Origin of the sequence: Janthinobacterium goodfellowi, assembly GCF_051380695.1 — a bacterium.
In the GTDB taxonomy this organism is placed as follows: Bacteria; Pseudomonadota; Gammaproteobacteria; order Burkholderiales; family Burkholderiaceae_D; genus Janthinobacterium.
The window spans coordinates 1,639,156-1,663,429 of the sequence record NZ_JBNYXN010000001.1 but is presented as its reverse complement, the minus strand read 5'-3'; the positions used below and the strand labels follow the sequence as shown (position 1 = coordinate 1,663,429).

At 62.5% G+C, this 24,274-nt stretch carries 27 protein-coding genes and 2 pseudogenes; 13 read left to right on the top strand and 16 right to left on the bottom strand.

The window, feature by feature from the left end; translation table 11 throughout:
* Positions 1 to 32: 32 nt before the first annotated feature.
* Together ACQ4WQ_RS07505 and ACQ4WQ_RS07500 are read left to right on the top strand one after the other, a co-directional pair.
* Positions 33 to 350, top strand: a complete 318-nt coding sequence (locus ACQ4WQ_RS07505; RefSeq protein WP_436495803.1) for a dockerin type I domain-containing protein — start codon at positions 33 to 35, stop codon at positions 348 to 350.
* A 59-nt stretch (positions 351 to 409) separates the two neighbouring features.
* The gene (locus ACQ4WQ_RS07500; protein ID WP_436495801.1) at positions 410 to 1,045 is read left to right on the top strand and encodes a PEP-CTERM sorting domain-containing protein; all 636 of its coding nucleotides are present in this window, start codon (positions 410 to 412) and stop codon (positions 1,043 to 1,045) included.
* 16 nt (positions 1,046 to 1,061) lie between these two features.
* Here the strand turns inward: ACQ4WQ_RS07500 and ACQ4WQ_RS07495 are convergent, their stop codons facing one another.
* Positions 1,062 to 3,572: a cation-translocating P-type ATPase gene (locus tag ACQ4WQ_RS07495; RefSeq protein WP_436495799.1), complete on the bottom strand. Its 2,511-nt coding sequence runs from the start codon at positions 3,570 to 3,572 to the stop codon at positions 1,062 to 1,064.
* A gap of 203 nt (positions 3,573 to 3,775) precedes the next feature.
* Between ACQ4WQ_RS07495 and ACQ4WQ_RS07490 the strand changes: the two genes are divergently transcribed.
* Genes ACQ4WQ_RS07490 through ACQ4WQ_RS07480 form a run of 3 tightly spaced genes read left to right on the top strand, consistent with a single transcriptional unit; the run spans position 3,776 to position 5,550 of the window.
* Complete coding sequence (locus ACQ4WQ_RS07490; RefSeq protein WP_436495797.1) at positions 3,776 to 4,558, top strand: universal stress protein; 783 nt, start codon at positions 3,776 to 3,778, stop codon at positions 4,556 to 4,558.
* Positions 4,559 to 4,567: 9 nt separating this feature from the next.
* Complete coding sequence (gene fabI / locus ACQ4WQ_RS07485; RefSeq protein WP_436495795.1) at positions 4,568 to 5,368, top strand: enoyl-ACP reductase FabI; 801 nt, start codon at positions 4,568 to 4,570, stop codon at positions 5,366 to 5,368.
* Positions 5,365 to 5,550 carry a hypothetical protein gene (locus ACQ4WQ_RS07480; RefSeq protein WP_436495990.1) on the top strand — a complete coding sequence of 62 codons (186 nt, stop codon included), beginning with the start codon at positions 5,365 to 5,367 and terminating at the stop codon, positions 5,548 to 5,550. Before fabI ends, ACQ4WQ_RS07480 begins: the two co-directional genes overlap by 4 nt.
* 29 nt (positions 5,551 to 5,579) lie before the next feature.
* Here ACQ4WQ_RS07480 and ACQ4WQ_RS07475 read toward each other — a convergent pair.
* Both ACQ4WQ_RS07475 and ACQ4WQ_RS07470 read right to left on the bottom strand, forming a co-directional pair.
* Positions 5,580 to 5,720 (bottom strand): annotated as a pseudogene (locus ACQ4WQ_RS07475) (DUF1330 domain-containing protein); the annotation flags it as partial.
* A 96-nt stretch (positions 5,721 to 5,816) separates the two neighbouring features.
* Positions 5,817 to 6,833, bottom strand: coding sequence for a zinc-dependent alcohol dehydrogenase family protein (locus tag ACQ4WQ_RS07470; protein WP_436495793.1), 1,017 nt, complete (start codon positions 6,831 to 6,833; stop codon positions 5,817 to 5,819).
* Positions 6,834 to 6,916: 83 nt separating this feature from the next.
* Here ACQ4WQ_RS07470 and ACQ4WQ_RS07465 point away from each other — a divergent pair, with 83 nt between their 5' ends.
* Positions 6,917 to 7,822, top strand: coding sequence for a LysR family transcriptional regulator (locus ACQ4WQ_RS07465; RefSeq protein WP_436495791.1), 906 nt, complete (start codon positions 6,917 to 6,919; stop codon positions 7,820 to 7,822).
* 141 nt (positions 7,823 to 7,963) lie between these two features.
* Here ACQ4WQ_RS07465 and ACQ4WQ_RS07460 read toward each other — a convergent pair whose 3' ends face one another.
* Positions 7,964 to 8,857: a LysR family transcriptional regulator gene (locus ACQ4WQ_RS07460; protein ID WP_436495789.1), complete on the bottom strand. Its 894-nt coding sequence runs from the start codon at positions 8,855 to 8,857 to the stop codon at positions 7,964 to 7,966.
* A gap of 224 nt (positions 8,858 to 9,081) precedes the next feature.
* Between ACQ4WQ_RS07460 and ACQ4WQ_RS07455 the strand changes: the two genes are divergently transcribed.
* From ACQ4WQ_RS07455 to ACQ4WQ_RS07445, 3 genes are read left to right on the top strand one after another with little or no spacing between them, the layout of a single operon-like run.
* The gene (locus ACQ4WQ_RS07455; RefSeq protein WP_436495787.1) at positions 9,082 to 10,173 is read left to right on the top strand and encodes an alpha/beta hydrolase; all 1,092 of its coding nucleotides are present in this window, start codon (positions 9,082 to 9,084) and stop codon (positions 10,171 to 10,173) included.
* A gap of 9 nt (positions 10,174 to 10,182) precedes the next feature.
* A complete protein-coding gene (locus ACQ4WQ_RS07450; protein ID WP_436495785.1) occupies positions 10,183 to 11,397 on the top strand; it encodes an MFS transporter in 1,215 nt (404 codons plus the stop codon).
* Positions 11,398 to 11,417: 20 nt separating this feature from the next.
* Positions 11,418 to 11,555: a hypothetical protein gene (locus ACQ4WQ_RS07445; protein WP_436495783.1), complete on the top strand. Its 138-nt coding sequence runs from the start codon at positions 11,418 to 11,420 to the stop codon at positions 11,553 to 11,555.
* Here ACQ4WQ_RS07445 and ACQ4WQ_RS07440 read toward each other — a convergent pair.
* Positions 11,536 to 12,288: an SDR family NAD(P)-dependent oxidoreductase gene (locus ACQ4WQ_RS07440; RefSeq protein ID WP_436495781.1), complete on the bottom strand. Its 753-nt coding sequence runs from the start codon at positions 12,286 to 12,288 to the stop codon at positions 11,536 to 11,538. The genes ACQ4WQ_RS07445 and ACQ4WQ_RS07440 overlap by 20 nt on opposite strands.
* Positions 12,289 to 12,302: 14 nt before the next feature.
* Positions 12,303 to 12,713 (bottom strand): DoxX family protein, encoded by a 411-nt coding sequence (locus tag ACQ4WQ_RS07435; protein WP_436495779.1) that lies wholly within the window; start codon positions 12,711 to 12,713, stop codon positions 12,303 to 12,305.
* A gap of 95 nt (positions 12,714 to 12,808) precedes the next feature.
* On the opposite strand from ACQ4WQ_RS07435, the gene ACQ4WQ_RS07430 reads away from it, so the two are divergent.
* On the top strand, positions 12,809 to 13,204 hold the full coding sequence (locus tag ACQ4WQ_RS07430; protein ID WP_436495777.1) for a winged helix-turn-helix transcriptional regulator: 396 nt from the start codon (positions 12,809 to 12,811) through the stop codon (positions 13,202 to 13,204).
* A 249-nt stretch (positions 13,205 to 13,453) separates the two neighbouring features.
* Here the strand turns inward: ACQ4WQ_RS07430 and ACQ4WQ_RS07425 are convergent.
* The 4 genes and pseudogenes from ACQ4WQ_RS07425 to ACQ4WQ_RS07410 form a co-directional block, all read right to left on the bottom strand.
* Positions 13,454 to 13,546: pseudogene (locus ACQ4WQ_RS07425) on the bottom strand (SDR family NAD(P)-dependent oxidoreductase); the annotation flags it as partial.
* Between the two features lie 252 nt (positions 13,547 to 13,798).
* Positions 13,799 to 14,638 (bottom strand): MBL fold metallo-hydrolase, encoded by an 840-nt coding sequence (locus ACQ4WQ_RS07420; RefSeq protein WP_436495775.1) that lies wholly within the window; start codon positions 14,636 to 14,638, stop codon positions 13,799 to 13,801.
* Positions 14,639 to 14,659: 21 nt separating this feature from the next.
* A complete protein-coding gene (locus ACQ4WQ_RS07415) occupies positions 14,660 to 14,989 on the bottom strand; it encodes a hypothetical protein (protein ID WP_436495773.1) in 330 nt (109 codons plus the stop codon).
* 6 nt (positions 14,990 to 14,995) lie between these two features.
* Positions 14,996 to 15,541, bottom strand: a complete 546-nt coding sequence (locus ACQ4WQ_RS07410) for a sugar ABC transporter (protein WP_436495771.1) — start codon at positions 15,539 to 15,541, stop codon at positions 14,996 to 14,998.
* Positions 15,542 to 15,698: 157 nt separating this feature from the next.
* Between ACQ4WQ_RS07410 and ACQ4WQ_RS07405 the strand changes: the two genes are divergently transcribed.
* Complete coding sequence (locus tag ACQ4WQ_RS07405) at positions 15,699 to 16,601, top strand: LysR substrate-binding domain-containing protein (RefSeq protein WP_436495769.1); 903 nt, start codon at positions 15,699 to 15,701, stop codon at positions 16,599 to 16,601.
* A 14-nt stretch (positions 16,602 to 16,615) separates the two neighbouring features.
* Here ACQ4WQ_RS07405 and ACQ4WQ_RS07400 read toward each other — a convergent pair whose 3' ends face one another.
* From ACQ4WQ_RS07400 to ACQ4WQ_RS07380, 5 genes are all read right to left on the bottom strand, one after another.
* Positions 16,616 to 16,993 (bottom strand): hypothetical protein, encoded by a 378-nt coding sequence (locus tag ACQ4WQ_RS07400; protein ID WP_436495767.1) that lies wholly within the window; start codon positions 16,991 to 16,993, stop codon positions 16,616 to 16,618.
* 222 nt (positions 16,994 to 17,215) lie between these two features.
* On the bottom strand, positions 17,216 to 17,650 hold the full coding sequence (locus ACQ4WQ_RS07395) for an RbsD/FucU family protein (RefSeq protein ID WP_131687877.1): 435 nt from the start codon (positions 17,648 to 17,650) through the stop codon (positions 17,216 to 17,218).
* Between the two features lie 11 nt (positions 17,651 to 17,661).
* Positions 17,662 to 18,717 (bottom strand): ABC transporter permease, encoded by a 1,056-nt coding sequence (locus ACQ4WQ_RS07390; RefSeq protein WP_436495765.1) that lies wholly within the window; start codon positions 18,715 to 18,717, stop codon positions 17,662 to 17,664.
* A 50-nt stretch (positions 18,718 to 18,767) separates the two neighbouring features.
* Positions 18,768 to 20,282 carry a sugar ABC transporter ATP-binding protein gene (locus ACQ4WQ_RS07385; RefSeq protein ID WP_436495763.1) on the bottom strand — a complete coding sequence of 505 codons (1,515 nt, stop codon included), beginning with the start codon at positions 20,280 to 20,282 and terminating at the stop codon, positions 18,768 to 18,770.
* Positions 20,283 to 20,343: 61 nt separating this feature from the next.
* Entirely contained in the window at positions 20,344 to 21,432 is a 1,089-nt protein-coding gene (locus tag ACQ4WQ_RS07380) for a substrate-binding domain-containing protein (protein ID WP_436495761.1), read from the bottom strand.
* 296 nt (positions 21,433 to 21,728) lie between these two features.
* Here ACQ4WQ_RS07380 and ACQ4WQ_RS07375 point away from each other — a divergent pair, with 296 nt between their 5' ends.
* Complete coding sequence (locus tag ACQ4WQ_RS07375) at positions 21,729 to 22,718, top strand: LacI family DNA-binding transcriptional regulator (protein ID WP_436495759.1); 990 nt, start codon at positions 21,729 to 21,731, stop codon at positions 22,716 to 22,718.
* Between the two features lie 276 nt (positions 22,719 to 22,994).
* On the opposite strand, the gene ACQ4WQ_RS07370 is transcribed toward ACQ4WQ_RS07375, so the two are convergent.
* Positions 22,995 to 23,903, bottom strand: coding sequence for a LysR family transcriptional regulator (locus tag ACQ4WQ_RS07370; RefSeq protein WP_436495757.1), 909 nt, complete (start codon positions 23,901 to 23,903; stop codon positions 22,995 to 22,997).
* A gap of 149 nt (positions 23,904 to 24,052) precedes the next feature.
* On the opposite strand from ACQ4WQ_RS07370, the gene ACQ4WQ_RS07365 reads away from it, so the two are divergent.
* Complete coding sequence (locus ACQ4WQ_RS07365) at positions 24,053 to 24,271, top strand: type 1 glutamine amidotransferase family protein (RefSeq protein WP_436495755.1); 219 nt, start codon at positions 24,053 to 24,055, stop codon at positions 24,269 to 24,271.
* Positions 24,272 to 24,274: the final 3 nt, after the last annotated feature.

Sequence of the window (24,274 nt, the reverse complement as noted above, 5' to 3'; positions counted from 1 at the left end):
AGACGCCGCTGCGCAACTTTACCGCCGATAGCGTGACCGGACAGCCCGACCTGGTGGCCAACCTCCTGCCCATGCTGGCAAGTGACAAACACCTGGACGTGCTGCTGGCGGACGACACCATGGTCGACTACTCGGAACTGAGCATCACCTACACCAGCGTCAGCGCCGCGCCGGGCGACCTGAATAACGATGGCGCAATCAACCGCGACGACCTGAACATCTTGCTGCTGAGCCTGAACACCCTGGCATCGGGTCCGAATGACCCGCGCGACCTCGACCATGACGGCCGCATCACCGCGCTCGACGTGCGCAAACTGGTGGCAAGCTGCAGCCAACCCCTGTGCATGTAGGCAGGTACATCCATACCGGCCCGACCTGGCCGGATCATTCCATTCGCGGGAGATTCATCATGAAGAAGCTATGTATTGCAGCAATGCTGTGGTTGGCGTGCCTGAGCTGGGCACCACTGGCGCAAGCGCTGCAACTGACCCTGGTGCCGCGCGGCAGCTATCAGATCGCACCGGGCGGCATGCTGCTCGTCGACCTGAACATCGCCGGCCTGCAATCGGGCGGCCTGAGCACGGAGCTTGGCGCCTTTCATCTGGACCTGTATTACGATCCGGACCTGCTGTTTTACCTGCCAGGCGCGCCATCGGGCTGGGGCACGGCGCTCGGCCAGACGGACGGCGGCGCCCAGGCGCTGGCCTTTGCCGACGCCAGTACGCCAGGCCTGCTGCACCTGGACGAAGTGTCGCTGCTGGACGGCCTGACGCTGGGCCAGCTGCAAGGCGACGGTTTCCGCCTGGCTACGCTGGCCTTCCAGGTGATGATGCCGCCCCTGCCCGCGCCGGCCAACACCATCCTGTTCGCCAACGACATCCTGCTCGGTGATGCTGCCGGCAACGTGATTCCTGTGGCCCTGGACCAGATACCCATCCTGATATTGCAGGTCGATGCACCAGGTACCCTGGCGCTGCTGGGCCTGGGAATGGCGGCGCTGGCCTGGCAACGGCGCCGGCCCCGCCTGCAGCCTGGGTGCGCCTGAGTGTGGGGGCCAGCTGTCACCGGGCGCCAAGGCGCATGCTGGCCTGCAAATGCCGCAGCAAGGCGCACCACGCCAGGGTCGCCAAGGCCACCAGGCAGGACAGCAGCAGCGAGGCGGCATCGGGCACGGCAAAGGCAAACAGCCGCCGCAGCGCGGGCGTGCCCAGCACCAACAGCAGCAGCAAGACGGCCGCCGCCGCGATCGAGCCCGCATACGGATTCCTGCCATCCGGACGGGTCCTGTCCACGCCCGCCGGACGGCGATTAACGTGGATCAATACCAGGTTGGACAAGGTCAGGGCAATGAACACGGCGGCCCGGGTCGCCTCCTCGGACTGGCCCGCGCCCCGCACGGACGAGAACAGGGCCAGCAGCAGTGCCAGCAGTCCGGCACCCTGCAGCACGCCGCGCAGCACGATGGCACTATCGAACAGGCGCTGAGCCGTCGCTCTGGGCGGCTGGCGCATGGTTCCCGCTTCCATCGGCTCGGTCTCGAAGACGATGGAACAGGCCGGATCGATGATGAGCTGCAGGAACAAGATGTGAACGGGCAACAGCAGCAGCGGCCAGCCCAGCAGCACAGGCAGGATCGACAGGCCCGCGATCGGCACGTGCACGGCGACGATGAAGACAATGGCCTTGCGCAGGTTGGCGAACAGGCGACGCCCGTGCCGCACGGCCGCCAGCAGCGAGGAAAAATCATCCTTGAGCAAGACCAGCGCGGCCGCCTCGCGCGCCACGTCCGTGCCGCGCGCGCCCATGGCCACGCCGATGTGCGCCGCCTTCAGCGCGGGCGCGTCGTTGACGCCGTCGCCCGTCATGGCGACGATGTCGCCGCGCGCGCGCAAGGCTTGCACCAGGCGCAGCTTTTGCGCCGGCGCGATGCGGCAGCATACGCTCGCCCCGGCCAGGCGCTCCTGCAGCGCGGCATCGTCCATGCCGTCGAGTTCGCCGCCCGTCAGTGGCGCGCCCTGCGTGGGGATGCCCGCCTGGCGCGCGATCGACAGGGCCGTGGCAGGATGGTCGCCCGTGATCATCACCACGCGCATGCCGGCCTCGCGGCATTGCGCCACCGCCGCTGGCACTTCGGCGCGCACGGGGTCTTCCAGCGCCAGCAGGCCGAGGAAAGCGAAATCGAAATCGTGCTGGTCCGACGGCAGCGACGGCGCGGCGAAGGTGGCGCAGGCGACGCCGATCACGCGCATGCCGCTGTCGGCCAGGACTGCCACCTGCGCCGCGATGCGCGCGCCGTGCGCGGGCGCCAGGTGGCACAGGTCCATGATGGCTTCCGGCGCGCCCTTGGCGGCGATCACGTAGTCTTGCCGGCTGGGCGAGCGCCATACGCGCGACATGGCCAGCATCTGGCGCGACAGCGGATAGTCGTCAACCAGCATCCAGTCGCCATGCAGGTGTTCCGTGTTCGCCAGCAGCCGCGCGCCGGCCGTGCCGATGGCCGCCTCCATGGGATCGAAGGCTTGCCGGTGGCTGGCCAGCACGGCATATTCGAGCAGGCCGTGCAGCGCTTCCGGCAAGGGCGGTTCCGGCGCCTGGCCACACGCGTAAGCGGCCTCTTCCGACCACAGGCGGCGCAGCTGCATGCGGTTGCTGGTCAGGGTGCCCGTCTTGTCGACGCACAGCACCGTCGTCGCCCCCAGGAGTTCGATGGCCGGCATGCTGCGCGCCAGCACGTGCTCGCGCCCCAGGCGCCAGGCGCCCAGTCCCAGGAACAGCGTCAGGATCACCGGCAATTCCTCGGGCAGCAGGGCCATGGCCAGAGTCAGCCCGGCCAGCAAGCCGCGCAGCGCGTCACCGCGCAGCCACCAGTAGGCCAGCCCGAGCGCCGCCGCCAGGCCCAGCGCGCCGATGGCGACAGCGCGCACGACGCGCCGCGTTTCCTGCTGAACCGGCGTCAGCTCCCCGCCCTGCGCGGCCAGCGCGGCGCCGATGCGCCCCAGGGCGCTGCGCGCGCCCGTGGCCGTCACGCTGCCGCTGGCCGTGCCCTGCGTAATCAGGGTGCCCGCGTACACGCAGTCCGGCACCAGCTTGACGACCGGCACCGACTCGCCCGTCAGCATCGATTCATCGGCCATCAGGTTCGACGCCGTCAGCAGGGCGATGTCGGCCGGCACGCGGTCGCCTTCGGCCAGCAGGACCAGGTCGCCGCGCACCAGCTCGCGCCCGGCGATGCGCGCCTGGCACCCGTCGCGTATCACCAGCGCGCGGGGGCTGGACAAATCGCGCAAGGCGGACAGCGAACGTTCCGTGCGCTGCCGCTGGACATAGCTGATGCCGATGACGAGCACCACGAAGCCCAGCAGCATGGCCGCTTCCTGGCGGTCGCCCAGCAGCAGATAGATGGCGCCGCACGCCAGCAGCAGCAAAAACATCGGCTCGCGGACGATCTCGGCCAGCAGGCGCCAGTAGCCCAGCGGGCGCGCCGCCGGCAGTTCGTTCGGACCATCGGCGGCAAGGCGCGCCGCTGCCTCGGCGGTCGTCCATCCGTTGGACTGCGGGCGCTGCGGCGGCATGGTCATCCTCCTGTCAAGGGCATGCCTACATCAGGGCATGCGGCTGGCGCAAGGCTAACATGAATTGCCGCCGCAGCGCACCCTGCGCCCGCCCCCTCAGCGCCCGACGATTTTCCCGCCAATCGCCGCACACATGATGTAGATCAGATGCGGGGCGCGGGCGCCTTGCTACGCTGGCAGTCATTCCTCGGAAGGGAGCGGCCATGTACAAGACGATCGTGGTACACGTGGACGGCGCGCCGCAGGCGCGCGAGCGCATCGCGCTGGCAGGGCTGGTCGCCCAGGGCCAACAGGCCCATCTGGTCGGCGCCGCGACCGCGCCGCCGGGTCAGCCCGAGGCCAGGCGCCCCGCGCAGGAAGCGCTGAAACGCTTCGAGACGCAGGCGCGCGGCTTCGACGTCTCGTATGAAACCCGTCTGGGCGAGCAGGAGGCTGCGGCGAACCTGGCACTGCAGGCGCGCTATGCCGACCTGGTCGTGCTCAGCCAGAGCAGGCCGGACAGCGGCATGGCGCAGCAGCCGGCGCCGCTGCCGGAACAAGTGGCGCTGCAGGCGGGCCGGCCCGTGCTGATCCTGCCGCACATCGGCACTTTTGCCCACCTGGACCGGCATGCGCTGGTGGCCTGGGATGGCAGCCGCGCCGCCACGCGCGCCATCGGCGATGCGCTGCCGCTGCTGCGCGCCAGCAAGCTCGTCACCGTCGCCGTCTTCAATCCGGAGCGCGAACATGGCGTGCACGGTGCCCAGCCCGGCGCCGACATCGCGCTGTACCTGGCGCGCCACGGCATCCAAGTGGCAGTGCAGCGGCAAACCACCTCGCCCGAGCAGCCGGTGGGCGAGGCATTGCTGTCCCTGGCGGCAAATCTGCAGGCCGACCTGTTCGTCATGGGAGCGTATGGCCATGCGCGCTGGAACGAAATCCTGCTGGGCGGCGTCACGCGCACCCTGCTGGGTTCCATGACCTTGCCCGTACTGATGTCACACTAGGCGGAAAATATGCTGGACACTACTGCCATGTCCGGCACGCCATTTTCCCTGCAGGGCAAGCGTGGCCTGATCCTCGGCCTGGCCAATGCGCACAGCATCGCTTATGGCTGCGCCTGCAGTACTCAGGCGCTGGGCGCCAGCCTGGTGCTATCGTGCGCGGACGAACGCGCCCTGCCCTACGCCCGCCCGCCTGCCCACAGCCTGAACATCCCCCTGCTGACCTGCGACGTGCAGCAGGACGGTGCGCTGGCGCAACTAGTGCACGCCGCGGCGGCACGCCTGGGCGGCCTCGATTTCGTCATCCATTCCATCGCCTGGGCCCCACTGGCCGACCTGCACGGGCGTGTCACGGACAGCAGCGTGGACGGCTTCCTGCGCGCCATGGACATCTCCTGCCATTCGTTCGCGCGGCTGGCCCGGCTATGCGAGGCGCACATGCCCGCTGGCGGCAGCCTGCTGACCATGAGCTACCTGGGCGCGGAAGTAGCCATGCCGCAATACGGCCTCATGGGTCCCGTGAAGGCGGCACTTGAATCGCTGGTGCGCTACCTGGCATGCGAACTGGGGCCGCGCAACATCCGCGTGCACGCGCTCTCGCCCGGCCCCGTGCCGACCCGCGCCGCATCCGGCCTCAAGGATTTTGATGCACTGCTGGAGCGCACCCGCCGCGATGCCCCGCTGCGGCGGCTCGTCACGCTGGCCGAGATCGGCCAGCTGGCCGCCTTCCTGGCCAGCAACGCCGCATCGGGCATGAGCGGCCAGACCATCTATGTCGATGGCGGCTACCATGCCGTGGCGGACCGGGCATGAGCGATGCGCCGCCATCCGCCTTGCCGGACCTCCTCGTCAACGTTCCGTACGACGCGCTGCGGGTGGGCCAGACGGCCGAACAGAGCCGCACCCTAGGCCGTGACGACATCGCCGCGTTCGCCGCCGTGTCCGGGTACATTAAACCACTACAACCTGCATGTCTGTGCGCGGCAGCCGACTGATAAGCTTCGCTGTAGTACCAAGTCTTAGCGTCTTCAACGGTCGGGAAAGAGAACAAGACAACGCCTTCCGGCGTTTCCCCTTCGAACACTTCCAAACGACCGTAAGCGGCGAGCATCTCGATGGGTATACTGGTCAACGTGGCGGGGACCTTTTCGGCATATATGTCCATTTCGCGTTGATCCAGCGTCTTTTCCCGAATAAAAATAACGTAGGCAGTCATGGTGGATCCTTGATCAATGAGGTTGCGTTGCGGTGCAGTTGATGGTCAGTGCATGATCACCACCTTGCCGAATACGTCGCGTGCCATCAGTCGTTCGAAGGCGAGCTTCGCATCGTCGAATGCGAAACTGCTGTCGATGACCGGACGGATGCTGTGCTCTGAAATAAATCGCACCAAATCTTCAAGGTCTTGGCGGCTGCCCACCGCAATGCTCTGGTAGCGCGCCTGGCTCATGAACATGGGGAGGACTTCAACTGTTCCTTGAAAGCCTGCCACTGCACCGACCATCGATACTTGCCCGCCCAGGGCGATGGCCTTGATCGATTGCTCAAATGTTCCTGCGCCACCGACTTCCACGATGCGGTTCGCACCGCTTCCATCTGTCAGCTTGCGTATCAGTTCAGACCACGCGGGCTGTTCCTTGTAGTTGATTGTTGCATCCGCGCCCAGCGCTTTGAGTTGCTCGGCCTTTGCGTCGCTGGACGTCGTGGCAATCACCCTGGCCCCCATCGCTTTTGCCAGTTGGACGGCAAACAGCGACACGCCGCCGGTTCCCAGGGTGACGACGGTTTCGCTTGCCTTCAAGCCTTTGAGGGCAGACCATGCGGTAAGGCCGGCGCAGGGCAACGTAGCAGCTGCTTCGAAATCGAGGCTGTCTGGAATCAAGATCAACCCGTCTGCGGCCACCGCGCGATAGTCGGCCAGCCAACCGTCAACATTGCCTGCGTACTGCGAGTACTTCCCGGTGAAAGGGCCGTCGATCCATTCCGGGAAGAATGCGTTGGTCACCCGGTCGCCTGCTTTGAAGCGGGTGACACCCTCTCCTACCGCGACAACTTCTCCAGCGCCGTCCGAGAGCGGGATACGGCCTGCCGTATTGGGAACGGGGTAATTTCCTTCCAGGATGATCACGTCCCGATAGTTCACTGACGAAGCGCGCACATGCACAAGAACCTCACCTGGTGCTGGCGTGGGAATGGGCAGCGACCGAACGGAAAGACCTGCAACGCCGATTGCGTTGTCTATGCCGAAGGCGCGGGATTGTTTGGATTTCGTATTCATAAAAACTCCTTGATGTTGAAGTCTTTATCTTGCGCCAGGTGAACGCTCTTGAGAATCCGCTCTCCACTGCTTATACTGTGTAGATGAACTACACAATTGGTCGAGGCGACCTGGACGGCGTGGTCGTGTTCCTGGCAGTGGCCGAGGAGCGCGGTTTCCGCGCAGCTGCCAGGCGTCTGGGCATTACTCCGTCTGCCGTCAGTCAAGCGATCCGCGCTTTTGAAGCCCGCGTTGGCGTGACGCTCTTGGCCCGAACGACGCGCAGCGTCGGCTTGACCGAGGCGGGAGAACGGCTGTTGCTGCAAGTTCGCCCCGCAGCGCAGCAGTTGCTACATGGAATTGAATCGGCGCGCAGTCTCGGCCATTCGGTGACAGGCTTGTTGCGCATCAGTGCTCCAAGGGCAAGTATCCAGGTTTTGACTGAGCGATTTGTTGCGGGATTCCTTGCCGCACATCCACAGCTGCAACTGGAGCTCGTCGGCGACGATCGGATGGTAGACATCGTCACCGAGGGATGTGACGCTGGTGTGCGTCCTCGTTCGATCATTCATGGGGACATGGTGGCGGTGCCTCTGACGCCTGGCGAACCGCAAGTGGTGGTGGGTTCACCTGGATTGCTGGCACGTTACGGGCGTCCAGCAACACCGGACGATCTCCGAAACATTCCCTGTATCATCTTCAAACAGGCAGACATCGTGCTGGACGACTGGGCATTCAGTATCGATGGAGCGGCAGTTAGCGTGCATGTGCGCGGCCCCCTGATCCTCGACGAAGTCCCTGCCTGTATTCACGCTGCGGAGCAAGGCGTGGGCCTCTTCAGGCTTCCCCGCTCCATGGTGGCCCGCAACATTTATGCTGGGACACTGGAAGTTGTTCTCAGCAGCTTTTCGACGACGTTTTCCGGATTGACGCTTTACTATCCCAGCCGAAGCCAAGCTCTTCCAAAACTGCGCGCTTTTGTCGATTACGTACTGGCCAACAAAGTCTGATACGGCAGCTGGGCGTATCATAGGTAAGCTGCCGAAGACGGTAAGCGGCCAGTGGCAGACGGTCAAAGAAATGATCTGTATGTGCAGCGCCTCGGACACACCCGTTCAGACGCAGCCTGATCTGACGATCAGCTCCCTGGCTTACTCCTTGTGACGAATAGCATCGATAACAATCCGAAGTGCCCTCGATTCGTGGCGGCGGCTGGGATAGTACGCATGGAGGCCAGGAAACCTTCCACACCAGTCGCTCATGACGCTGATTAATCGGCCTTCCCGTATATGTCTCGCCACCAGGTCTTCCGTGACGAACGCCAGGCCATTGCCGCTCAAGGCCGCTTGCACCATCGGCACGGCGCTGGTAAACACGGCCTGCCCGCTCACCCGCGCTTCCACGTTGCGTCCATCATGTTGCAGCTCCCACGCGTAGATGCCGCCACTGCCTGCGAGCCGCAGCGTGATGCAGTTGTGCTTCATCAGGTCTTGCAAATTGGCGGGTTGCGCATGCCAGGAGAAGTAGGCAGGCGAGCCAACGATCATGGTAGGAATGTCGGGCGTGAGCCGCACGGCAATCATGTCCTCCGACACTTGATCTCCATAGCGCACTCCGATGTCATAACGGTCCGCCGCAATATCGATCAGCTTGTAATCTGACTGAATCTCGATATTCAGGTCAGGATAATGAGGCAGCACTGGTGCCAGCCTTGGCCACAGCAGGGTATCAATCACATGGTCGATGGCGGTGATGCGCACTGTTCCCGCCGGCTTGCCATTCAAATCGCTGACAGCGGCGATTTCGGCATGGACCTCATCCAGCCGCGGCGCGACATTGGCCAGCAGGCGCTCGCCTGCTTCGGTCGGCGAAACACTCCTGGTCGTACGATTGAGCAGCCGCACACCCAGCCGGGCTTCCAGATCCCGAATGATGTGACTGAGTGTGGACTGGGACATGCCCAGCTTGATGGCCGCACGAGTGAAACTGCGTTGGCGGGCGACCTCGAAAAATATAAGAATATCAATAATATTATCTCTGGCCATTTGAATAATTCCTGAAACCGGCTGTTAAGGGTATCCCGTCGTGGGGCTTGGCAAGGGATGATACCAAGTGGAATGTGTGATTTTTAATATAAATATACAGAACATTCATGGCTGCTACCCATATACCTGTTCGAGATTTCGGTGCGCAGGTGCGTTAAGCGCGACGTACGATGCACGTCCACACCTACAACGTGCCCCATACCTAACGAACTGGAGAAGCAGACATGACCATAGATGATGTAGCACGCCGTGATTTCCTGAAGACTGCTGGCACCGGCATGGCCGTGCTGGGCAGCCTTTCCGTTGCCGCTAGTCCAGTTTTCGCCGCCGATAACAGGCCCGTGCCGGACATGTCCAACAACGCTGACAACTTCTACAGAAGCGCGACAGTCACTGCGCGCAAGGTCAGTTTCAACAACCAGTACCAGATGCAGGTCGTCGGCGATCTGTTCACGCCCAAGGATCTCAACCGCAATGCCGGGCATCCCGCGATCATCATCGGCCACCCGATGGGCGCGGTAAAGGAGCAAAGCTCGAATCTGTACGCGCAGAAACTGGCCGAGCAGGGTTTCGTCACCCTGGCCATCGATCAGTCGTTCTGGGGCGAAAGCGCCGGCCAGCCACGCAATACCGTAGCGCCGGACATCTACGCCGAAGCCTTCAGCGCGGCGGTGGACTATCTGGGCACCCAGCCTTTCGTCGACAGGGAACGGATCGGCGTTCTCGGCATTTGCGGCAGCGGCAGTTTCGTCATCAGTGCCGCCAAGATCGATCCGCGCATGAAGGCCATTGCCACTGTCAGCATGTACGATATGGGCGCCGCCAACCGCAATGCACTGCACCATTCGCAGACGCTGGAGCAACGCAAGCAGATCATTGCCGAGGCGGCGCAACAGCGCTACGTGGAATTTACCGGTGGCGCCATCAAGTACACCGGCGGAACCGTGCACAAACTCAATGGCAATACGCATCCGATCCAGCGCGAGTTCTACGACTTTTATCGCACCGAGCGCGGCGAGTTCACCCCGGCAGGGTCGTCGCGCGAACTGACGACGCACCCGACGCAGGTCAGCAACGTCAAGTTCATGAACTTTTACCCGTTCAACGACATCGAGACGATTTCGCCGCGTCCCATGCTGTTTATCACGGGCGACCAGGCGCATTCCCGGGAATTCAGCGAAGAGGCTTTCCGGCTTTCGGCCCGGCCCAAGGAACTGGTGATCGTGCCAGGCGCCGGGCACGTGGATCTGTATGACCGGGTGAAACTCATCCCCTGGGAGAAGTTGAACGCATTTTTCCACAAGAATCTGGCATAGGCCCATACCATGACAGCACCAATAAGCAGCACGATCCCGGATAGCGTGCAGGGGCACGCTGACGCCGGTACGCAGGCGGCCATGTGGGGCGGAGTCTTCGCCATGACGCTGTGCGTTTTCGCGCTGATCGCCTCGGAGTTCATGCCCGTCAGCCTGTTGACGCCCATGGCCAGGGATCTCCGGGTCAGCGAAGGCATGGCGGGACAGGGAATTGCCATTTCCGGCGCGTTTGCAGTGCTCACCAGCCTGTCGATTTCCGCCATGGCTGGCAGCATGAATCGCAAGATGCTCCTGCTGGGGCTGACCGCACTGATGGCCGCCTCAGGGGCCGTTGTCGCGATGGCGCCGAACTATTTTCTGTACATGCTGGGACGTGCGCTGATCGGCGTGGTGGTTGGCGGATTCTGGTCCCTGTCGGCGGCCACCGCGATGCGCCTTGTGCCCTCCCATCAGGTGCCGCGTGCCTTGGCCATCTTCAATGGCGGCAATGCGCTGGCGACCGTCGTCGCCGCCCCCCTCGGCAGTTATCTCGGTTCCGTCGTCGGATGGCGTGGCGCTTTCTTTTGCCTGGTGCCAGTGGCGCTGATTGCCTTTGTCTGGCAGTGGATCAGCCTGCCTTCCATGCCCCCCCAAACTGCCTCGGCGGATTCCCGCAACGCCTTCAGACTGCTTCGGGATCCGAAGGTGGCCCTGGGCATGCTCGCTGTCAGCACGTTTTTCATGGGTCAGTTTGCCTTGTTCACCTATTTGCGGCCATTCCTTGAAAGCGTGACCCGGGTAGGCATATCCACCTTGTCGCTGATTCTGCTGGCAATTGGCGTTGGCGGCTTTATCGGCACCACCGTCATCAGCAAGTTCCTGAAGTGGAATTTCTCCCGGACACTGGTTACCATTCCCATCCTGATGGCATTGATCGCGGTGGCGCTTACCCTCTTTGGCAGCAAGGTCGCTGCCGTGGCGGCACTGCTGGGCATCTGGGGCATTGTCGCGACCGCCGCGCCGGTAGGCTGGTGGTCCTGGCTGGCAATAACGCTGCCCCGGGATGCAGAGGCGGGTGGCGGGCTGATGGTGGCCGTCGTGCAACTCGCCATCGCCCTGGGTTCCACGATCGGCGGTCTGCTGTTCGACAGGAGTGGATACCAGAGCACGTTCATCGCCAGCGCGGCCGTACTGTTGCTGGCAGCCTTCCTGACCTCGCGTGCGCTAGCGCTGCGGGCAAGCTGATCCATGCACCGGAGCAAGCAATGACTGCGCGCAAGCCAGCGGTTTGTAACGGCGCACGGCATCCAGTGGCCGGCAAGAGCGAACGCCGCCTATCCGATCAAGCCTTTGCCGAGCCGCTGCCGCTGGATATGGCCGAACTCAACGCGCAGCGTCAATGATCATTCCGCCATCGGGCGTGAGGCTGTAGCCGGTGATGAACTGAGCATCCTTGCTGGCGAGGAACAGAACCACCGGTGCGACGTCCTCCTGCGGCGAGCCATGGCGGGCGAGTGCATTGGCAGGCGGCGGCACATCGGCTGCGCCCCAGGTGTCGGCGATCGGCAAGACGTTGTTCACGGTGATCTTGTCGGCGCCCCACTCGCGCGCAGCGGATCGCGTCAGCGCGCGCACGGCTTCCTTGGCCATGTTATAGGGGGCATAAGCCACCATGCCGAGGACACCCGCCAACGAGGCGAGGTTAATGACGCGACCTTCACCGCTGGCTTTGAGATGGGGATAGCAAGCTTGCATCGTCCGCAGGTAAGCGATTGGCCCCATCTCAAAATTACGTTGCAGCTGCTCAATCGAGAGAGCGAGCACCGACGACGAAACCGCAGATGGATCGAAGGCATTGTTGACGAGAATGTCGATACGGCCCCAGGTATCGGCCACCTGATCCACTGCAGCCTTGATTTGATCGCCATCGCTAACGTCGCAACGAACGCCGATGGCCGTGCCGCCTGCCGCTTCGATGTCGGCCACGACGGCATCAATATTCGCCTGCGTCACCGAGAGCACCGCCACTTTTGCGCCTTCTGCCGCGAACAGTTTGGCGGTGGCACGTCCGATACCGCGACCGGCACCGAAGATGATGGCTACTTTGTTATTGAGTCGATACATGTTCGTTTCCATTAGAGTCGTTTCCATTAGTTGAGAGGGGTTTGGATCGCCGTCACGGCTGGTGCGTACGGCGAAGCAATGTCACGAGCGGCATTTTGTGTCGCGAAGGACGCCGCCAGGAGGATGAGGCCAACGGCCGCAGGAATGGCGCCTTTGGGTTTGCGCACGCCCAGATGTGCCAAACCGGACAAGACCAGGTGATAGAAGATGCCGGCATAGGCGAGATCACTGAGCGCGACGTTGAAGCGCCACAGAATGGCGGCAGGTCCGAGTATCTTCACTACGATCATGAAGGGTACGAGGTGCGAGGACGCGTAGCCTAACTCCGCCTGCGCTTGCCTGACAAAGGCGCCCTTGGCGATGTACATGAAGGCAGATGCGAAATAGAGCAGCGACAGCAGTGCAGTGCTGATCCAATATGTGTAGGTAAGAGCCATGGGTTTTTTTGCTATTCAGCGTAAGAGTTGGACATGCAGCCAGACTATCGACTAATATGAATGCCCACAAGTAGGATGAAAAAATGGGGCTTAGTATGGAAAAGCAGACTAATGGAGAGATGCAGCTGAATATGCACGAGGAAATGCGACGCGCCTTTTCCTTGCTTTCAGGCAAGTGGAAACTGGAAATCATGTGGCTGCTCAATCAGCGCCTGTACCGCTTCGGAGAATTGCGCAAGGCCATTCCAGGCATCACTCAGCACATGCTGACGGCGCAACTGCGCGAGCTGGAGGCGGACGGTCTGGTGTCGCGCACGGTGTTTGCGGAAGTGCCGCCACGGGTCGAATACGAAATCACGGAAAAAGCCCGTGGGCTCGGCCCGACGATGGCAGCGCTCATGGCTTGGTGGAGTGAGTATGGGCAAAGCGTGCCAGTCAGGCCGGCCATGCGTGGCCGCACAGCGCGGGCGCCAAGTGCAAAGACGCCGTGATGATAGCGAACATGCCGCTCTTTGTTGCCCGATTTCATCCTGGCTTCTGAATTGGCAACGCTTTATGACTCAACGCTGAACGGCCTCCCTCCTCTTACTTTGCGAGCATCCCGTGTTGGAGAGTTGCAGGTACGTCCGATTGGGTACGGACTATGCACCAGGGCCGTCGATGCGAGCGTTAATCGCATAGGCCGAGAAGCGACGTGCATTAGCTGATCTAGCATCATCTTCCGCCGAAGCTTGCGCCCGCGGAGCGACCAATGTGACACGAACGCCAAACTGGCGCAATTCATGATCCAGCGTTTCTGACAGCCCCTCCACCGCATGCCTGGAGGCAGAATAGCCAGCCGGCAGCTTGTCGATTATAGGCTGAAGCTGCCTTGTAATAGCACTGGACACGTCCGGGGGCTGCAAGCCATCGGCGATGGCGCCGCGCACGGTGATGGTCGACGTGCGGTCGCGTCGCCGGTTGATCGGTTCTTCAGCGCGCACGTCGACCTTGCCTAGCATTTCGGTGATCGTGAGTAGCAAGCGTCGTGGTGTCATTCACCTCATTCCCTGCGGTTGGCGCATCACAGGCATCTTTACTGGCCGCTAAGCTTCGTAGACTATCCTGTAGAGATTGCCTTTGCGTTGGATGTGCGCGAAGCCGAGTTCGCCAAGGTGCATGCCGGCGATGAGGATGTTGTCCGAGCTGACCACATCCAGCAGTTTTGAACGTGTTTTGGCCGAAAGCAGCGGATCTTGGTCGAATGCGATGGATACGTCGGGACGCGCAATCTGGATTTGAGGGAAATGAACAATATCCCCCCAGATCAACAGGCTACGATCAGCGGATTCGATGCGATAACCAGAATGCCCTGCGGTATGCCCTAGTAGTGGCATGGCACTAATACCTGGGAGAACTTCATTATCGGTAAACAGGCGCATCTTCTCCCGATACTGGTCAAACACCTTCCGAACAAACAGAAAGTTTCCGCGAGCGCGCTCACTGGCTCGGCTGAGATTGCTATCGTCTTCCCAGAAAGAAACCTCATGCTGGTGGATCACTAACTCCGCATCGGGAAAGGCTGCTTCTCCTGACGAATCAAGCAGCCCCCCGACATGATCGGGATGTGCATGCGTCAGAAGAATCGTATCAATGTCGGAGGGTTGTATACCAGCAAGTGCAAGATTCACTTTCAGCTTGCCGCCCCATTGCTTGAATCCCCCTGCCCCTGCATCAATCAAAATTGTACGGCCCCGGCCGCGAACCAAATAGCAGTTGATATGAATGGAAGAGGGGTCGTTCACACCTGCGTCTTGCTGCAACTTTGACGCATCCAACAAATCGATATTGGAGAGTAAATCGAGACTGGCGGAAAGGTATCCGTCACTGATGGCCGTGATCGAAAACTCTCCAATCTGTTGGCTTGGAAATTGTATGTGATCCATTGACGTATTCCTCACTAATATTCAGTTGCGTGCATGAATGGCCGGGGCCGCGTAGCCAAAGCAACGGATGCGTGCAGTAAGGCCGGTATTTCCTTTGATGATGCCATCCAGTTTTTCCATAAAGAAATCCATGACGGGTTTCGTCCTGAACGGTTCAAGGCGGTATTTGATTTCTGCATATGCCTGATGATTCCCCCGGCCATGACGGACAGCAACATAGATGATGTGTACATTCGCCAGCGCAGCTTGAAGCATCCCTGTGCAAAGTTGGGTGCATTGATCGGTGAGTTCCGCCAGATTTCCATCTGACGGCATCTTTTCGCTTGGTATGAAAATCGTAACGTTGGGCATTTGGCTCTACCGCGAGATTTGGAGAGCGATGTCACTGCCACTCGTCAATTGGCCGGTCATAGGCGCATACAGATGGACGCCCTTCGGAAGATGTTCCATGCCGAGGTCAATGGTCCGCCCCATCTTCGCCATCCATCGATGTTCAGGGAACCTCTCCAATTCGACAGCTTGCATCCGGTAAGGAATGAGGCCCATTTCGATGAGCGGCTCAGGGCCGACTGTACTCGTCACCAGAAGTTCGTCTTGACCGATGGCAGGTGCGCGGTCAAGGCCGCCATAGAGATTGCGGTGCCAGTCGCTGATGTGCTGCTGCCAGCGCGCGAAATTGCCGCCGCCTTTCCGGCGATACTCATCTCCATGAAGTACGTCGAGATCGTCGATCGTATGCATGGCGAGGTAGACAGGGCATCCGGCGCTCAAGGCTTTGAAGCGCTGCGAGGTGTGGAACCCGCTCACTGAAATGAGTGCGGGCAGTTTTTCCAGACTGTAGAAATGATTCCACTCTGCTTCACTGGCTGGATCGGCAAAGCTGCATTCGACTGTATAAATCATAAGATCATTTGTGACCGGCAGCGTTGCGCGCCGGCGTTGATTGTTGATGTTTAGTCATTATGCGACCTGAATTTCGCCGTATAAATCGATTTTTTGGTATGCTTCCATGATTAAAAATCAAGGTGAGTCATTGCCTTGCTCTGTATCAGGAACTCTCATGCGCAGGAAGATCCCCAGCAACGCTGCACTGATGGCATTCGAGGCCGCCGCCCGCCATGGCAGTTTCGCCCGAGCGGCGGCGGAGTTGTCACTGACGGAAGGGGCCATCAGCCGTCAGATTGGCCGACTGGAAGCCTTTCTCGGCGTGATGTTGTTTGAGCGAGTCGGAAATCGCGTCCGGCTATTGCCCAACGGGGAGCGCTATGCGGCGCAAGTGCGCGAGTCGCTCGACCGGCTGGAACGAGACAGCCAGTACCTGATGGGACAGCCAGTCGATGGTGCTAGCCTCGACATAGCCGTCATCCCGACTTTCGCGATGCGGTGGCTCATTCCTCGCTTGTCACAATTCCAGCAGAAGCATCCGAACATCACTGTGCATCTTGCCGAACGCATGGACCCCTTCGTCCTTGCCGGCAGCGGGTTCGATGCCGCAATCCATTTCGAGCATCCGGCCTGGACGGGAATGAGGACTTACCACCTTTTGGATGAGGTGTTGGTTCCGATTTGCCATCCAGAGATTCTGACAGGAGACGAAGGCACAACCGTACTGGATAACCTGCCGCGCCTGCACCGGCGACAGAACCCCGAGGCTTGGCAACGCTACTCAGAAGAGACTGGAATCCCTCTGACCAATCCAGCGATTGGTGCACGCTACGATCTTCATGCGATGTTGATCGAAGCTGCGTTGGCTGGCCTCGGTGTCGCGTTAGTACCGCGCCTCTACGTTGAAACCGAACTTGCTCAAGGACGGTTGGTCGCTCCATGGCCAGAGGGGAAAGCAATTTCCAAATCCTTCTGTCTTGTCCTTCCTGAGTCGGTCGGATTAAGCGGGGAGCCAATAAAAGCGTTTGCTCAATGGATACTAGACGAAGCCAGGAAACCATCATCGACACGACATTGATCGCAGCACCATCGTCAACCAGGAAGCAAGGAGGCCAAGCGTGATACTGGGAAGGGTAAAGCCAGAGCCATCTTGAGCCTCGCCTTGATGTGCTGGACTGAATCGCCAAGCCGAACTCGAGCCACATGCCCGAACACATCGAATGCCTCAAAGTCTGGCAGGTGCTTGACCAACCTGTTGGCATCGAACGGCAGATACGCCAAAACCGCTTGCGCAAGATCGCCAGCGAAGGTGGCCAGATGACTCCCGCTGACCTGGCTGGTCGCGCTGGCCATCGAAAGCATGGCCTTTTCGATTTTCAGCAGCTGGCGTTCGGTCACGCATAACTCGCCTAGCCTGCGGCCCGGATCAAGCCGCAGGCCCAGTTCGGCCAGCCAGCGCAGCTGGGCCATGCAACTCGCGCCCGAGAAAGAAATTCTCGCAAAAGCTCAGCTCGGTCACATGGTTGAGCGTCTGATGGATGATCGCCAGGCCCAGCGCCTGCGTCGAACGGGGCCCGGACAGCTGCGCCGGCACCCCGGCCAGCACCACCTCGCCCTCGTCCTGGCGCTAGACGCTGTTCAAAATCTTCATCAGTGTCGACTTGCCGGCGACAACGGTGTCGGCGACGGCGCTCATTGTGGCCCCGGCACGCCCTTGCGTAGCAGGATGTTGCCGTACTTGCGACGCTCGCCGGTGACGACGATGGCGAAGGCGGCGCGCGAGCGCGCCAGAAACTCCTGGCGGGCAATGTGGGCGATCGCCGGCGTGCCCGGCCAGCAGCGGTCGATGGCGGCGCGGAAGTCGCGCTCCAGTTCCGGGTCGCAGCGGTCATGCGCTTCGGGCTGCATCATCGCCACCGGCGCGGCGACGTAGTCGTCCAGGCACAGCAGCGGCAGCACGCCTGCCAGCAGCTCGGCCGCCGTGCTGCCGTCGCAGCGGATCACCAGGTCGTTGTTGCTGTGGCCCGGATAGTAGGCATCGACCACGGCAATCTCGTCGCCGTGGCCCATGCGCGCCAGGGCGTAGAGCAGCTCGGGGCTGACGCAGGGATGAATTCCAACAAGCATGTTTGTCTCCCTTATTCGCCGCTGGCGGTTTTTTTCATGTCGAAGTAGACGGCGACGATGATGATGCCACCCTTGATCACCAGCTGGAAGTAGGAGTCGACGCCGAGGAAGGTCATGCCGTAGTTGATGATCCCCAGCGTCAGCACGCCCAGCACCATGCCGCCGGCGGTGCCGATGCCGCCGCTTTGCGAGACGCTGCCGATGGTCACGGCGGCGATGGCGTCGAGCTCCATGCCCCGTCCGGTGAGGGCGTTGGCCAGGCCGAGCCGGCTCGACAGCAATACGCCGGCGATGCCGTACAGGACGCCCGCGTACAGATACACCATCACTAGTTCCCGCTTGACGTTGATGCCCGATACCCGCGCTGCGGCAGGGTTGCCGCCGATGGCGTATAGGCTGGCGCCCTGGCGCGTGTGGGCCAGCATCAGGTACACGGCGGCGGCGGCCAGCAACGCGAACAGCGCCAGGTGGGGTATGCCGAACAGGGCGCCCTGGCCAATCTCCTTGTAGGCGTCCGTCAGGCTGCCGACCACGTTGGCACGGGTGTAAATCAATTGACAGCCGAAGGCCACCGACATCGTGCCCAGCGTGGCGATGAAGGGCGGGATGCGCGCCAGCGCCACCAGCAGGCCGTTGAGCAGGCCGAAGGCGGCGCCGGTCAGCACGCCGGCCAGCACAGGCAACCACAGCGGGAACACGACGCCCGGATACAGCGCGGCGGCGTAGTCGCTGTTCTGGGCGAACGAGGCGGCCACGCTGCTGACCAGACACACCACCGCGCCGATGGACAGGTCGATGCCGCGGGTGATGATGATCATGCCCACCCCCAGCGCGGCAAGGGCGCGCACCGACTCGGCCACGGCCAGGTTCTTGATCGATTCCGGCGACAGCGAGGCACCGTCGGTGAGCAGCGCCAGCGCCGTGGCCAGCACGACAAAGGTCAGCAGGTTGGTGCGCGCGCGCAGGTACGCGAGCAGGCGGCGGCCCGGTGCCGGCGCCGGGGTGGGACGGGGCGTGGGCGCGCCGGGGGTGGCGGCCTCGTCGGCCACCTTGGTCAGGGTGTTCATGCTAGATTGTCTCCGTTTTTGGTGTGGGACGGCGCGGGGCGGCGCCGGCGTCAGCGGTATTGCGTGGCCAGGCGCATGATCTCGTGCTGGCTGGCGTGGGCGCGTTCAAGAGTGCCGGTGTGGCGGCCCTCGCACAGCACCATGACGCGGTGCGACATGGCGATCAGCTCGGGCATTTCGGACGACACCATGATGATCGACTTGCCTTGCCGCGCCAGCTCGGCCATGACCGAGTAGATCTCGAACTTGGCGCCGACGTCGATACCGCGGGTAGGTTCATCCATGATCAGGATGTCCGGATCGGTCATCAGCCAGCGCGCGATCAGCACCTTTTGCTGATTGCCGCCCGACAGGCTGCCGATCGGCGTCTCCATCGACGCGCTGCGGGTGCCGAGCTGGCGGTTCAGCCGCGCCGCCTCGGCGCCAGCACGGGCGTGCTGCAGCGTGCGCCAGCGGCCCATATAGCGCCCCAGCGAGCAGATCACCGTGTTGCGGGTGATCGACAACTGCGGGAAGATGCCAGAGCCGCGGCGGTCCTCGGTGACCAGGCCCATGCGTCGGACGATGGCCTCGCGGCTGCTGCCGATGCGCACCGCCCTGCCGTCGATCTCGATGCTGCCGGAGGCCACCCGGCGCAGGCCGAACAGGGCCTCGACGAACTCGCTGCGGCCGGCGCCGATCAGGCCGCCGATGCCGAGGATCTCGCCGCGGCGCAATTCCAGGCTGACCTGTTGGAAGGAGCGCGGGTCGGGCGAGCTGAGTGCGCTCACCTTCAGGCGTGTCGCGCCTGGCACACTGTCGAGCGGGGGAAAGCGCTGACTCGACTCGCGCCCGACCATCAGTTGGATCAATTGCTCCTCGTCGATCACGCCAGCGTCGTAGGTGCCGAGCATGCGCCCGTCGCGCATCACCGACACCTCGTCGGCGATCTGGAAAATTTCGTGCATCTTGTGTGAAATGTAGACCACCGCCACGCCGCGCTGGGTCAGCTCGCCAATGATGCGGAACAGCTGCGCGGCCTCCTTGTCGGTGAGCGACGAGGTCGGCTCGTCCATGACGACGACGGCGGCGTCGTAGGCGACCGCCTTGGCGATCTCGCACGCCTGCTGGTGTGAAATCGAGAGCTCGCCGATGATGGCGTCCGGATCGATGTCCATGCCTAGCTTGTGCATCAGCGCGGCGGTGTCCGAGCGCATCTTGCGGTGGTCCAGCAGGCGCAGCGGCCCGACCCGGCGGGTCGGTTCGCGGCCCAGCCACAGATTGCTGCGCACCGAGCGCGCCGGAGCGTTGGCCAGCTCCTGATGGATCATCGCCACCCCGGCGTCGAGGGCGTCGCGGGAATGCTGGAACTGCCGCACCTGGCCACGCAAGCGCACCTCGCCCTGATCCGGCCGATACATGCCGAACAGGCATTTCATCAGCGTCGACTTGCCGGCGCCGTTCTCCCCCATCAGCGCGTGCACCTTGCCCGGGCGCAGCCGCAGCGTAACGCCGTCGAGCGCCTGCACGCCGGGAAAGCGCTTGCTGATGTTGTTCATTTCAATAACGTAAGGCGTGCCATCCATGTTCGTCCCCTCCAGTGACACAGCGCGCGGCCGGCGTCGCGGCGCGCGCTGCTGGTCCGCATCACTTCTTCGTGAAGCTCTTGTAATTTTCCTGCGTCACGGCCTTGAAGGGCACCAGATAGACCTGCCCGACGATTGCCGCGTTGTTGGCGGGCGCTTCGTCGATGGCGACGGCCAGCGGCTTGTAGCCGCGCACCGTGGCGCCGCCGACGGCGCCCTTGGTGGCCATCAGGTAGGCAAGTTCAAAGGCCGTCGCCGACTGCTCGCCGGCGTCCTGCAACACGGTGGCGTAGAGTTTTTTCTCGGCCATCGAGCGCAGCGCCACCGGGGTGGCATCAACGCCGATCACCGGTACCTTCAGCGAGGTGCCGTCGCCGTCGACGTCCACGCCCGGCCGGGCCGGGTCATCGACATACTTGGCGGTGACCAGCGACTCGACCGCGCCCAGCGCCATCGAATCGTTATTGGCCAGCACCAGGTTGAACTTGCCGCGGTAGGCATTGAGCCAGGCGTCCATCTTTTGCTGCGCCTCCTCCGGCTGCCAGTTGGCGGTGTCCTTGGCCAGCACATTGACCTTGTAGCCCTTCTGCTGCAGCGACGCCAGCACCGCCTGGGTGCGGTAGATCTGCGCCGGATGCCCCAGCTGGCCGAGCAGCATCAGCAGGTTGATCGACTTGCCGGGACCCAGCTTGGCGGGAAACTTCTTGAAGTAGTCGTCGACGATGCCGGCCTGAATCTGCCCAGCCACCGATTCGGGCGAGGATGCGAGGAAGAAGTTGCGCCCCGTCTTGAGCGCCTTCACCGTCGGCGCCGTGTTGGAAAATGCTGCACCACCGCCCTTGGCCGCGATCGCCTGGGCGATCTGGTCGCTGCCTTCGGTCACCACCGGCACCACCACGAAATACTTGACGCCCTGACTAAGCAAGGTGTTGAGCTGGTCGAGCTGGGTCGCCATGTCGCCGTGGGCGTCCATCAGTTTCAGCTCTGCACCTTTGGCGGCAGCGATCTTTTTCAGGTTGCTGCCGTAGTCGCCGAGGAACTGGTCGTCGAGGTTGCGAATCAGGGCGCCGATCACCGGCTGGGCGGCCGCAGCGTTGCCGCCGAGCGCGGCCATTCCGGCCAGCGCCAAGGCGCTAAACAATGTTTTCATCTGTCTTGTCTCCATATAGGTAGTACTGGTCCGCCAAGTCGGCTGGTGCGGAGGCCGCGTCTGCGCGCGGTGCAATAAAACGGGCTCGCCGCGGTGCCGGCGGCCTTCCTCATTTCAAGCTCCGAATAGATAGTACGATACATACAAGCGCTTGCGCAAGCGCTTGCGCGGTGAAAAAACCACTATTTTTTGACACTTTGCAATTTTCCCCATCTCTACGCGCAAGCGCTTGCGCCTGGCCGTGCTATCCTGCACGACTGAACACAAAACAATGGAAGGGCCGCTCTTTGGCTAACATGAACGACGTCGCCCGGGTTGCCGGCGTATCCGTGTCCACCGTTTCCCACGTCATCAACGGGACCCGGCGGGTCGACCCGGAGACCGAGCAGGTGGTACGTCTGGCCATCGCCTCGGCCGGCTACATCCCCAACTCGCTGGCGCGCTCGCTGGCGCGCTCGACCACGAGCACGATAGGCGTGGCCATCTCGACGTTCGCCAACCACTATTTTTCGGAAATCGTCCGGGCCATCGACACCGCCTGCGGCAAGGCCGGCCTGATGATGCTGTTTGCAGACACCCACGACGACCCCGAGCAGGAACTGCGCGTGGTCCAGGCCTTCCACCAGCGACGGGTCGACGGCATCCTGATGGCGCCGACCAACGACGGCGCGCTGCGCTCGCTGAAGTATTTGGAGGCCAACCAGATCCCGGCGGTGCTGGTCGACCACCTGCTGCCGACACCATTCGACCAGGTCGGCGTCGAGAACACCGAGGCGATGCAGTCGCTGGTGGCGCACTTGACCGGACACGGCCACACCCGCATCGGCTACTTGTCCGGGGCGCAGTGGAACTCGACCAGCGGCGAGCGGCTGGAGGGCTACCGCAGGGCGCTGGCGGCGGCCGGGGTGGCCATTGACGAGCGCCTGGTGGCGTGCGGCGAATCGAGCGTCGAACCGGCGCGCCTGGCCGTGCACGCGCTGCTGGCCCTGCCCGACCGGCCCAGCGCCATCGTCTCCGGCAACAACCTGATGACGCTGGGTGCGATGCGCGCGCTGAAGGAAGCAGGCGTGGCGATACCGGGGGAAATAGCTTTCGCCGGTTTCGATGACCTCGACTGGGCCGACCTGTACAGCCCCAGCCTAACCGTCACCGCCCAGCCGCTGGAAGACATCGGCGCGCGCGCGGTGAGCTTGCTGATCCGGCGCATGAGGGAGCCGGACGCGGCGCGCAGCGTGGTGCGCATGCCCGCGGCCATGCGCATCCGCCGCTCATGCGGCTGCCCTTAGGGTGCGCCTGTAGCGGGACGGCCAGGCACCAGCACGTCGGCATCGCCCGTGCACTCATCGCCAACTCCAATATGCGGCTGATGGAGGGCTTCTTCAGGGCCGACGAGACCAAGCACGTGCGCGAGGTGGCGCTCGACCGGGGACGAAGCACTATCGACGACCTCTCACCCGCCAGCGTCACACGCTGGACGAACAGTGGGTAAGCCCTACAAGATTTTCTACGAAGCTTCGCGGCCGGTAGAGACGTATGCGATGCGCCAACAGCAGGGAGTGATATCAATGATCCCACGGCGCTTGCTGCCAGCGATCGAACAGAAAATCGCTGAACGCCGTCAGCCGACGCGGCACAGGCTCTCGCCGCGCCCGAACAATGCTGAATTTCGAGAGCGAGGCTTCCCATTCCGGCAACACGCGCACCAGTCGCCCATCGCGTAATTCCTCGTGAATGTCCCAGGTTTCGCGCAACGAGATGCCCAGCCCTGCCAGGCACCACGCATGCAGTACGTCGCCGCTGTCGCTGCACAGCGTACCGCTGACCGAGATAGGCATCTCCCGGCGGCCCTTGCGCAGCGGCCAGGTGCTTTGCAGCAGCCCCGGATAGGCGAATACCAGGCAGTTGTGCTGTTCCAGCTCTTCCGGCTGCGCGGGCTGTCCATGCAATTCTAGATAGGCAGGAGATGCCGCCAGGATGCGTCGATTGTCGGCTATGCGCCGCGCCACCAATCGCGAATCGGTCAGCTCACCCATGCGGATCGCCAGGTCCAGATCGTCGCTGTACAGATCCTGCACCTGGTCGGACAAGCGCAGGTCGAAGCCGACCCGGGGATGCAGGCGGCAGAAGTCGTGGATCGCCGGCGCCACGAACTTGCGGCCGAACGGCATGGGCGCCGTCAATCGGATGATGCCAATCAGTTCCTGGCTGGCGCCGGTCGCCAGTTCCTGCATTTCTTCCAGCACCGCCAAGGCGACCCGCGCCCGCTCGGCGATGGCGCGGCCTTCGCCGGTGACGCGCAGGTTACGCGTATTGCGCTCGAACAGTGTGGTACCCAGTGCTCGCTCCAGGCGGGCGATCTGCTTGCTGACCGTCTTGGGTGCGAGGTGCAAGTCGCGTGCGGCAGCAGAAAAACCGTGGCGTTCTACCACACGCACGAACACCGCGAGGTCATCCAGATTGCGCAAAGCCATTTGGGTCATTCCGTAGAAAGTGTTTGTCTATTTTGCTCATTTCAAGGATATATCAAAATCATCAGAATGACACTCCCAGCACTTCATGTCGCAATGCGCGCTCCCTCAGGAAGCCCATGACGACGTGCTCAATCCGCTTGCAGGAGCCTATGATGACTCAACGTATTCTTTTCGTCCCGATCGACCACGACCGCAGAGGACCGTCCTGCGCCCCCGGCACCGCACAGAGCGGCGTCTATCTCTCCGAAGCCACGCATCCATACCGGGTGCAGGCCCATGCCGGCGATGCAGTCGATTTCTTCACCCCCAAGGGCGTGACCGAAACGATGCTGTCACGGCTGGCGGCTACCTCAACGGATTGGGCCTGAGCC

Bases quoted from the DNA above. Each gene is read 5' to 3' on its own strand.
- ACQ4WQ_RS07435 (WP_436495779.1), bottom strand. From the start codon at position 12,713: ATGGCTCTTACCTACACATATTGGATCAGCACTGCACTGCTGTCGCTG.
- ACQ4WQ_RS07495 (WP_436495799.1), bottom strand. From the start codon at position 3,572: ATGCCGCCGCAGCGCCCGCAGTCCAACGGATGGACGACCGCCGAGGCA.
- ACQ4WQ_RS07440 (WP_436495781.1), bottom strand. From the start codon at position 12,288: ATGGAAACGAACATGTATCGACTCAATAACAAAGTAGCCATCATCTTC.
- fabI (WP_436495795.1), top strand. From the start codon at position 4,568: ATGCTGGACACTACTGCCATGTCCGGCACGCCATTTTCCCTGCAGGGC.
- ACQ4WQ_RS07375 (WP_436495759.1), top strand. From the start codon at position 21,729: ATGAACGACGTCGCCCGGGTTGCCGGCGTATCCGTGTCCACCGTTTCC.
- ACQ4WQ_RS07370 (WP_436495757.1), bottom strand. From the start codon at position 23,903: ATGGCTTTGCGCAATCTGGATGACCTCGCGGTGTTCGTGCGTGTGGTA.
- ACQ4WQ_RS07460 (WP_436495789.1), bottom strand. From the start codon at position 8,857: ATGGCCAGAGATAATATTATTGATATTCTTATATTTTTCGAGGTCGCC.
- ACQ4WQ_RS07390 (WP_436495765.1), bottom strand. From the start codon at position 18,717: ATGAACACCCTGACCAAGGTGGCCGACGAGGCCGCCACCCCCGGCGCG.
- ACQ4WQ_RS07500 (WP_436495801.1), top strand. From the start codon at position 410: ATGAAGAAGCTATGTATTGCAGCAATGCTGTGGTTGGCGTGCCTGAGC.
- ACQ4WQ_RS07385 (WP_436495763.1), bottom strand. From the start codon at position 20,282: ATGGATGGCACGCCTTACGTTATTGAAATGAACAACATCAGCAAGCGC.
- ACQ4WQ_RS07445 (WP_436495783.1), top strand. From the start codon at position 11,418: ATGACTGCGCGCAAGCCAGCGGTTTGTAACGGCGCACGGCATCCAGTG.
- ACQ4WQ_RS07395 (WP_131687877.1), bottom strand. From the start codon at position 17,650: ATGCTTGTTGGAATTCATCCCTGCGTCAGCCCCGAGCTGCTCTACGCC.
- ACQ4WQ_RS07480 (WP_436495990.1), top strand. From the start codon at position 5,365: ATGAGCGATGCGCCGCCATCCGCCTTGCCGGACCTCCTCGTCAACGTT.
- ACQ4WQ_RS07420 (WP_436495775.1), bottom strand. From the start codon at position 14,638: ATGGATCACATACAATTTCCAAGCCAACAGATTGGAGAGTTTTCGATC.
- ACQ4WQ_RS07365 (WP_436495755.1), top strand. From the start codon at position 24,053: ATGATGACTCAACGTATTCTTTTCGTCCCGATCGACCACGACCGCAGA.
- ACQ4WQ_RS07415 (WP_436495773.1), bottom strand. From the start codon at position 14,989: ATGCCCAACGTTACGATTTTCATACCAAGCGAAAAGATGCCGTCAGAT.
- ACQ4WQ_RS07380 (WP_436495761.1), bottom strand. From the start codon at position 21,432: ATGAAAACATTGTTTAGCGCCTTGGCGCTGGCCGGAATGGCCGCGCTC.
- ACQ4WQ_RS07465 (WP_436495791.1), top strand. From the start codon at position 6,917: ATGAACTACACAATTGGTCGAGGCGACCTGGACGGCGTGGTCGTGTTC.
- ACQ4WQ_RS07470 (WP_436495793.1), bottom strand. From the start codon at position 6,833: ATGAATACGAAATCCAAACAATCCCGCGCCTTCGGCATAGACAACGCA.
- ACQ4WQ_RS07400 (WP_436495767.1), bottom strand. From the start codon at position 16,993: ATGGCCCAGCTGCGCTGGCTGGCCGAACTGGGCCTGCGGCTTGATCCG.
- ACQ4WQ_RS07410 (WP_436495771.1), bottom strand. From the start codon at position 15,541: ATGATTTATACAGTCGAATGCAGCTTTGCCGATCCAGCCAGTGAAGCA.
- ACQ4WQ_RS07450 (WP_436495785.1), top strand. From the start codon at position 10,183: ATGACAGCACCAATAAGCAGCACGATCCCGGATAGCGTGCAGGGGCAC.
- ACQ4WQ_RS07405 (WP_436495769.1), top strand. From the start codon at position 15,699: ATGCGCAGGAAGATCCCCAGCAACGCTGCACTGATGGCATTCGAGGCC.
- ACQ4WQ_RS07455 (WP_436495787.1), top strand. From the start codon at position 9,082: ATGACCATAGATGATGTAGCACGCCGTGATTTCCTGAAGACTGCTGGC.
- ACQ4WQ_RS07430 (WP_436495777.1), top strand. From the start codon at position 12,809: ATGGAAAAGCAGACTAATGGAGAGATGCAGCTGAATATGCACGAGGAA.
- ACQ4WQ_RS07490 (WP_436495797.1), top strand. From the start codon at position 3,776: ATGTACAAGACGATCGTGGTACACGTGGACGGCGCGCCGCAGGCGCGC.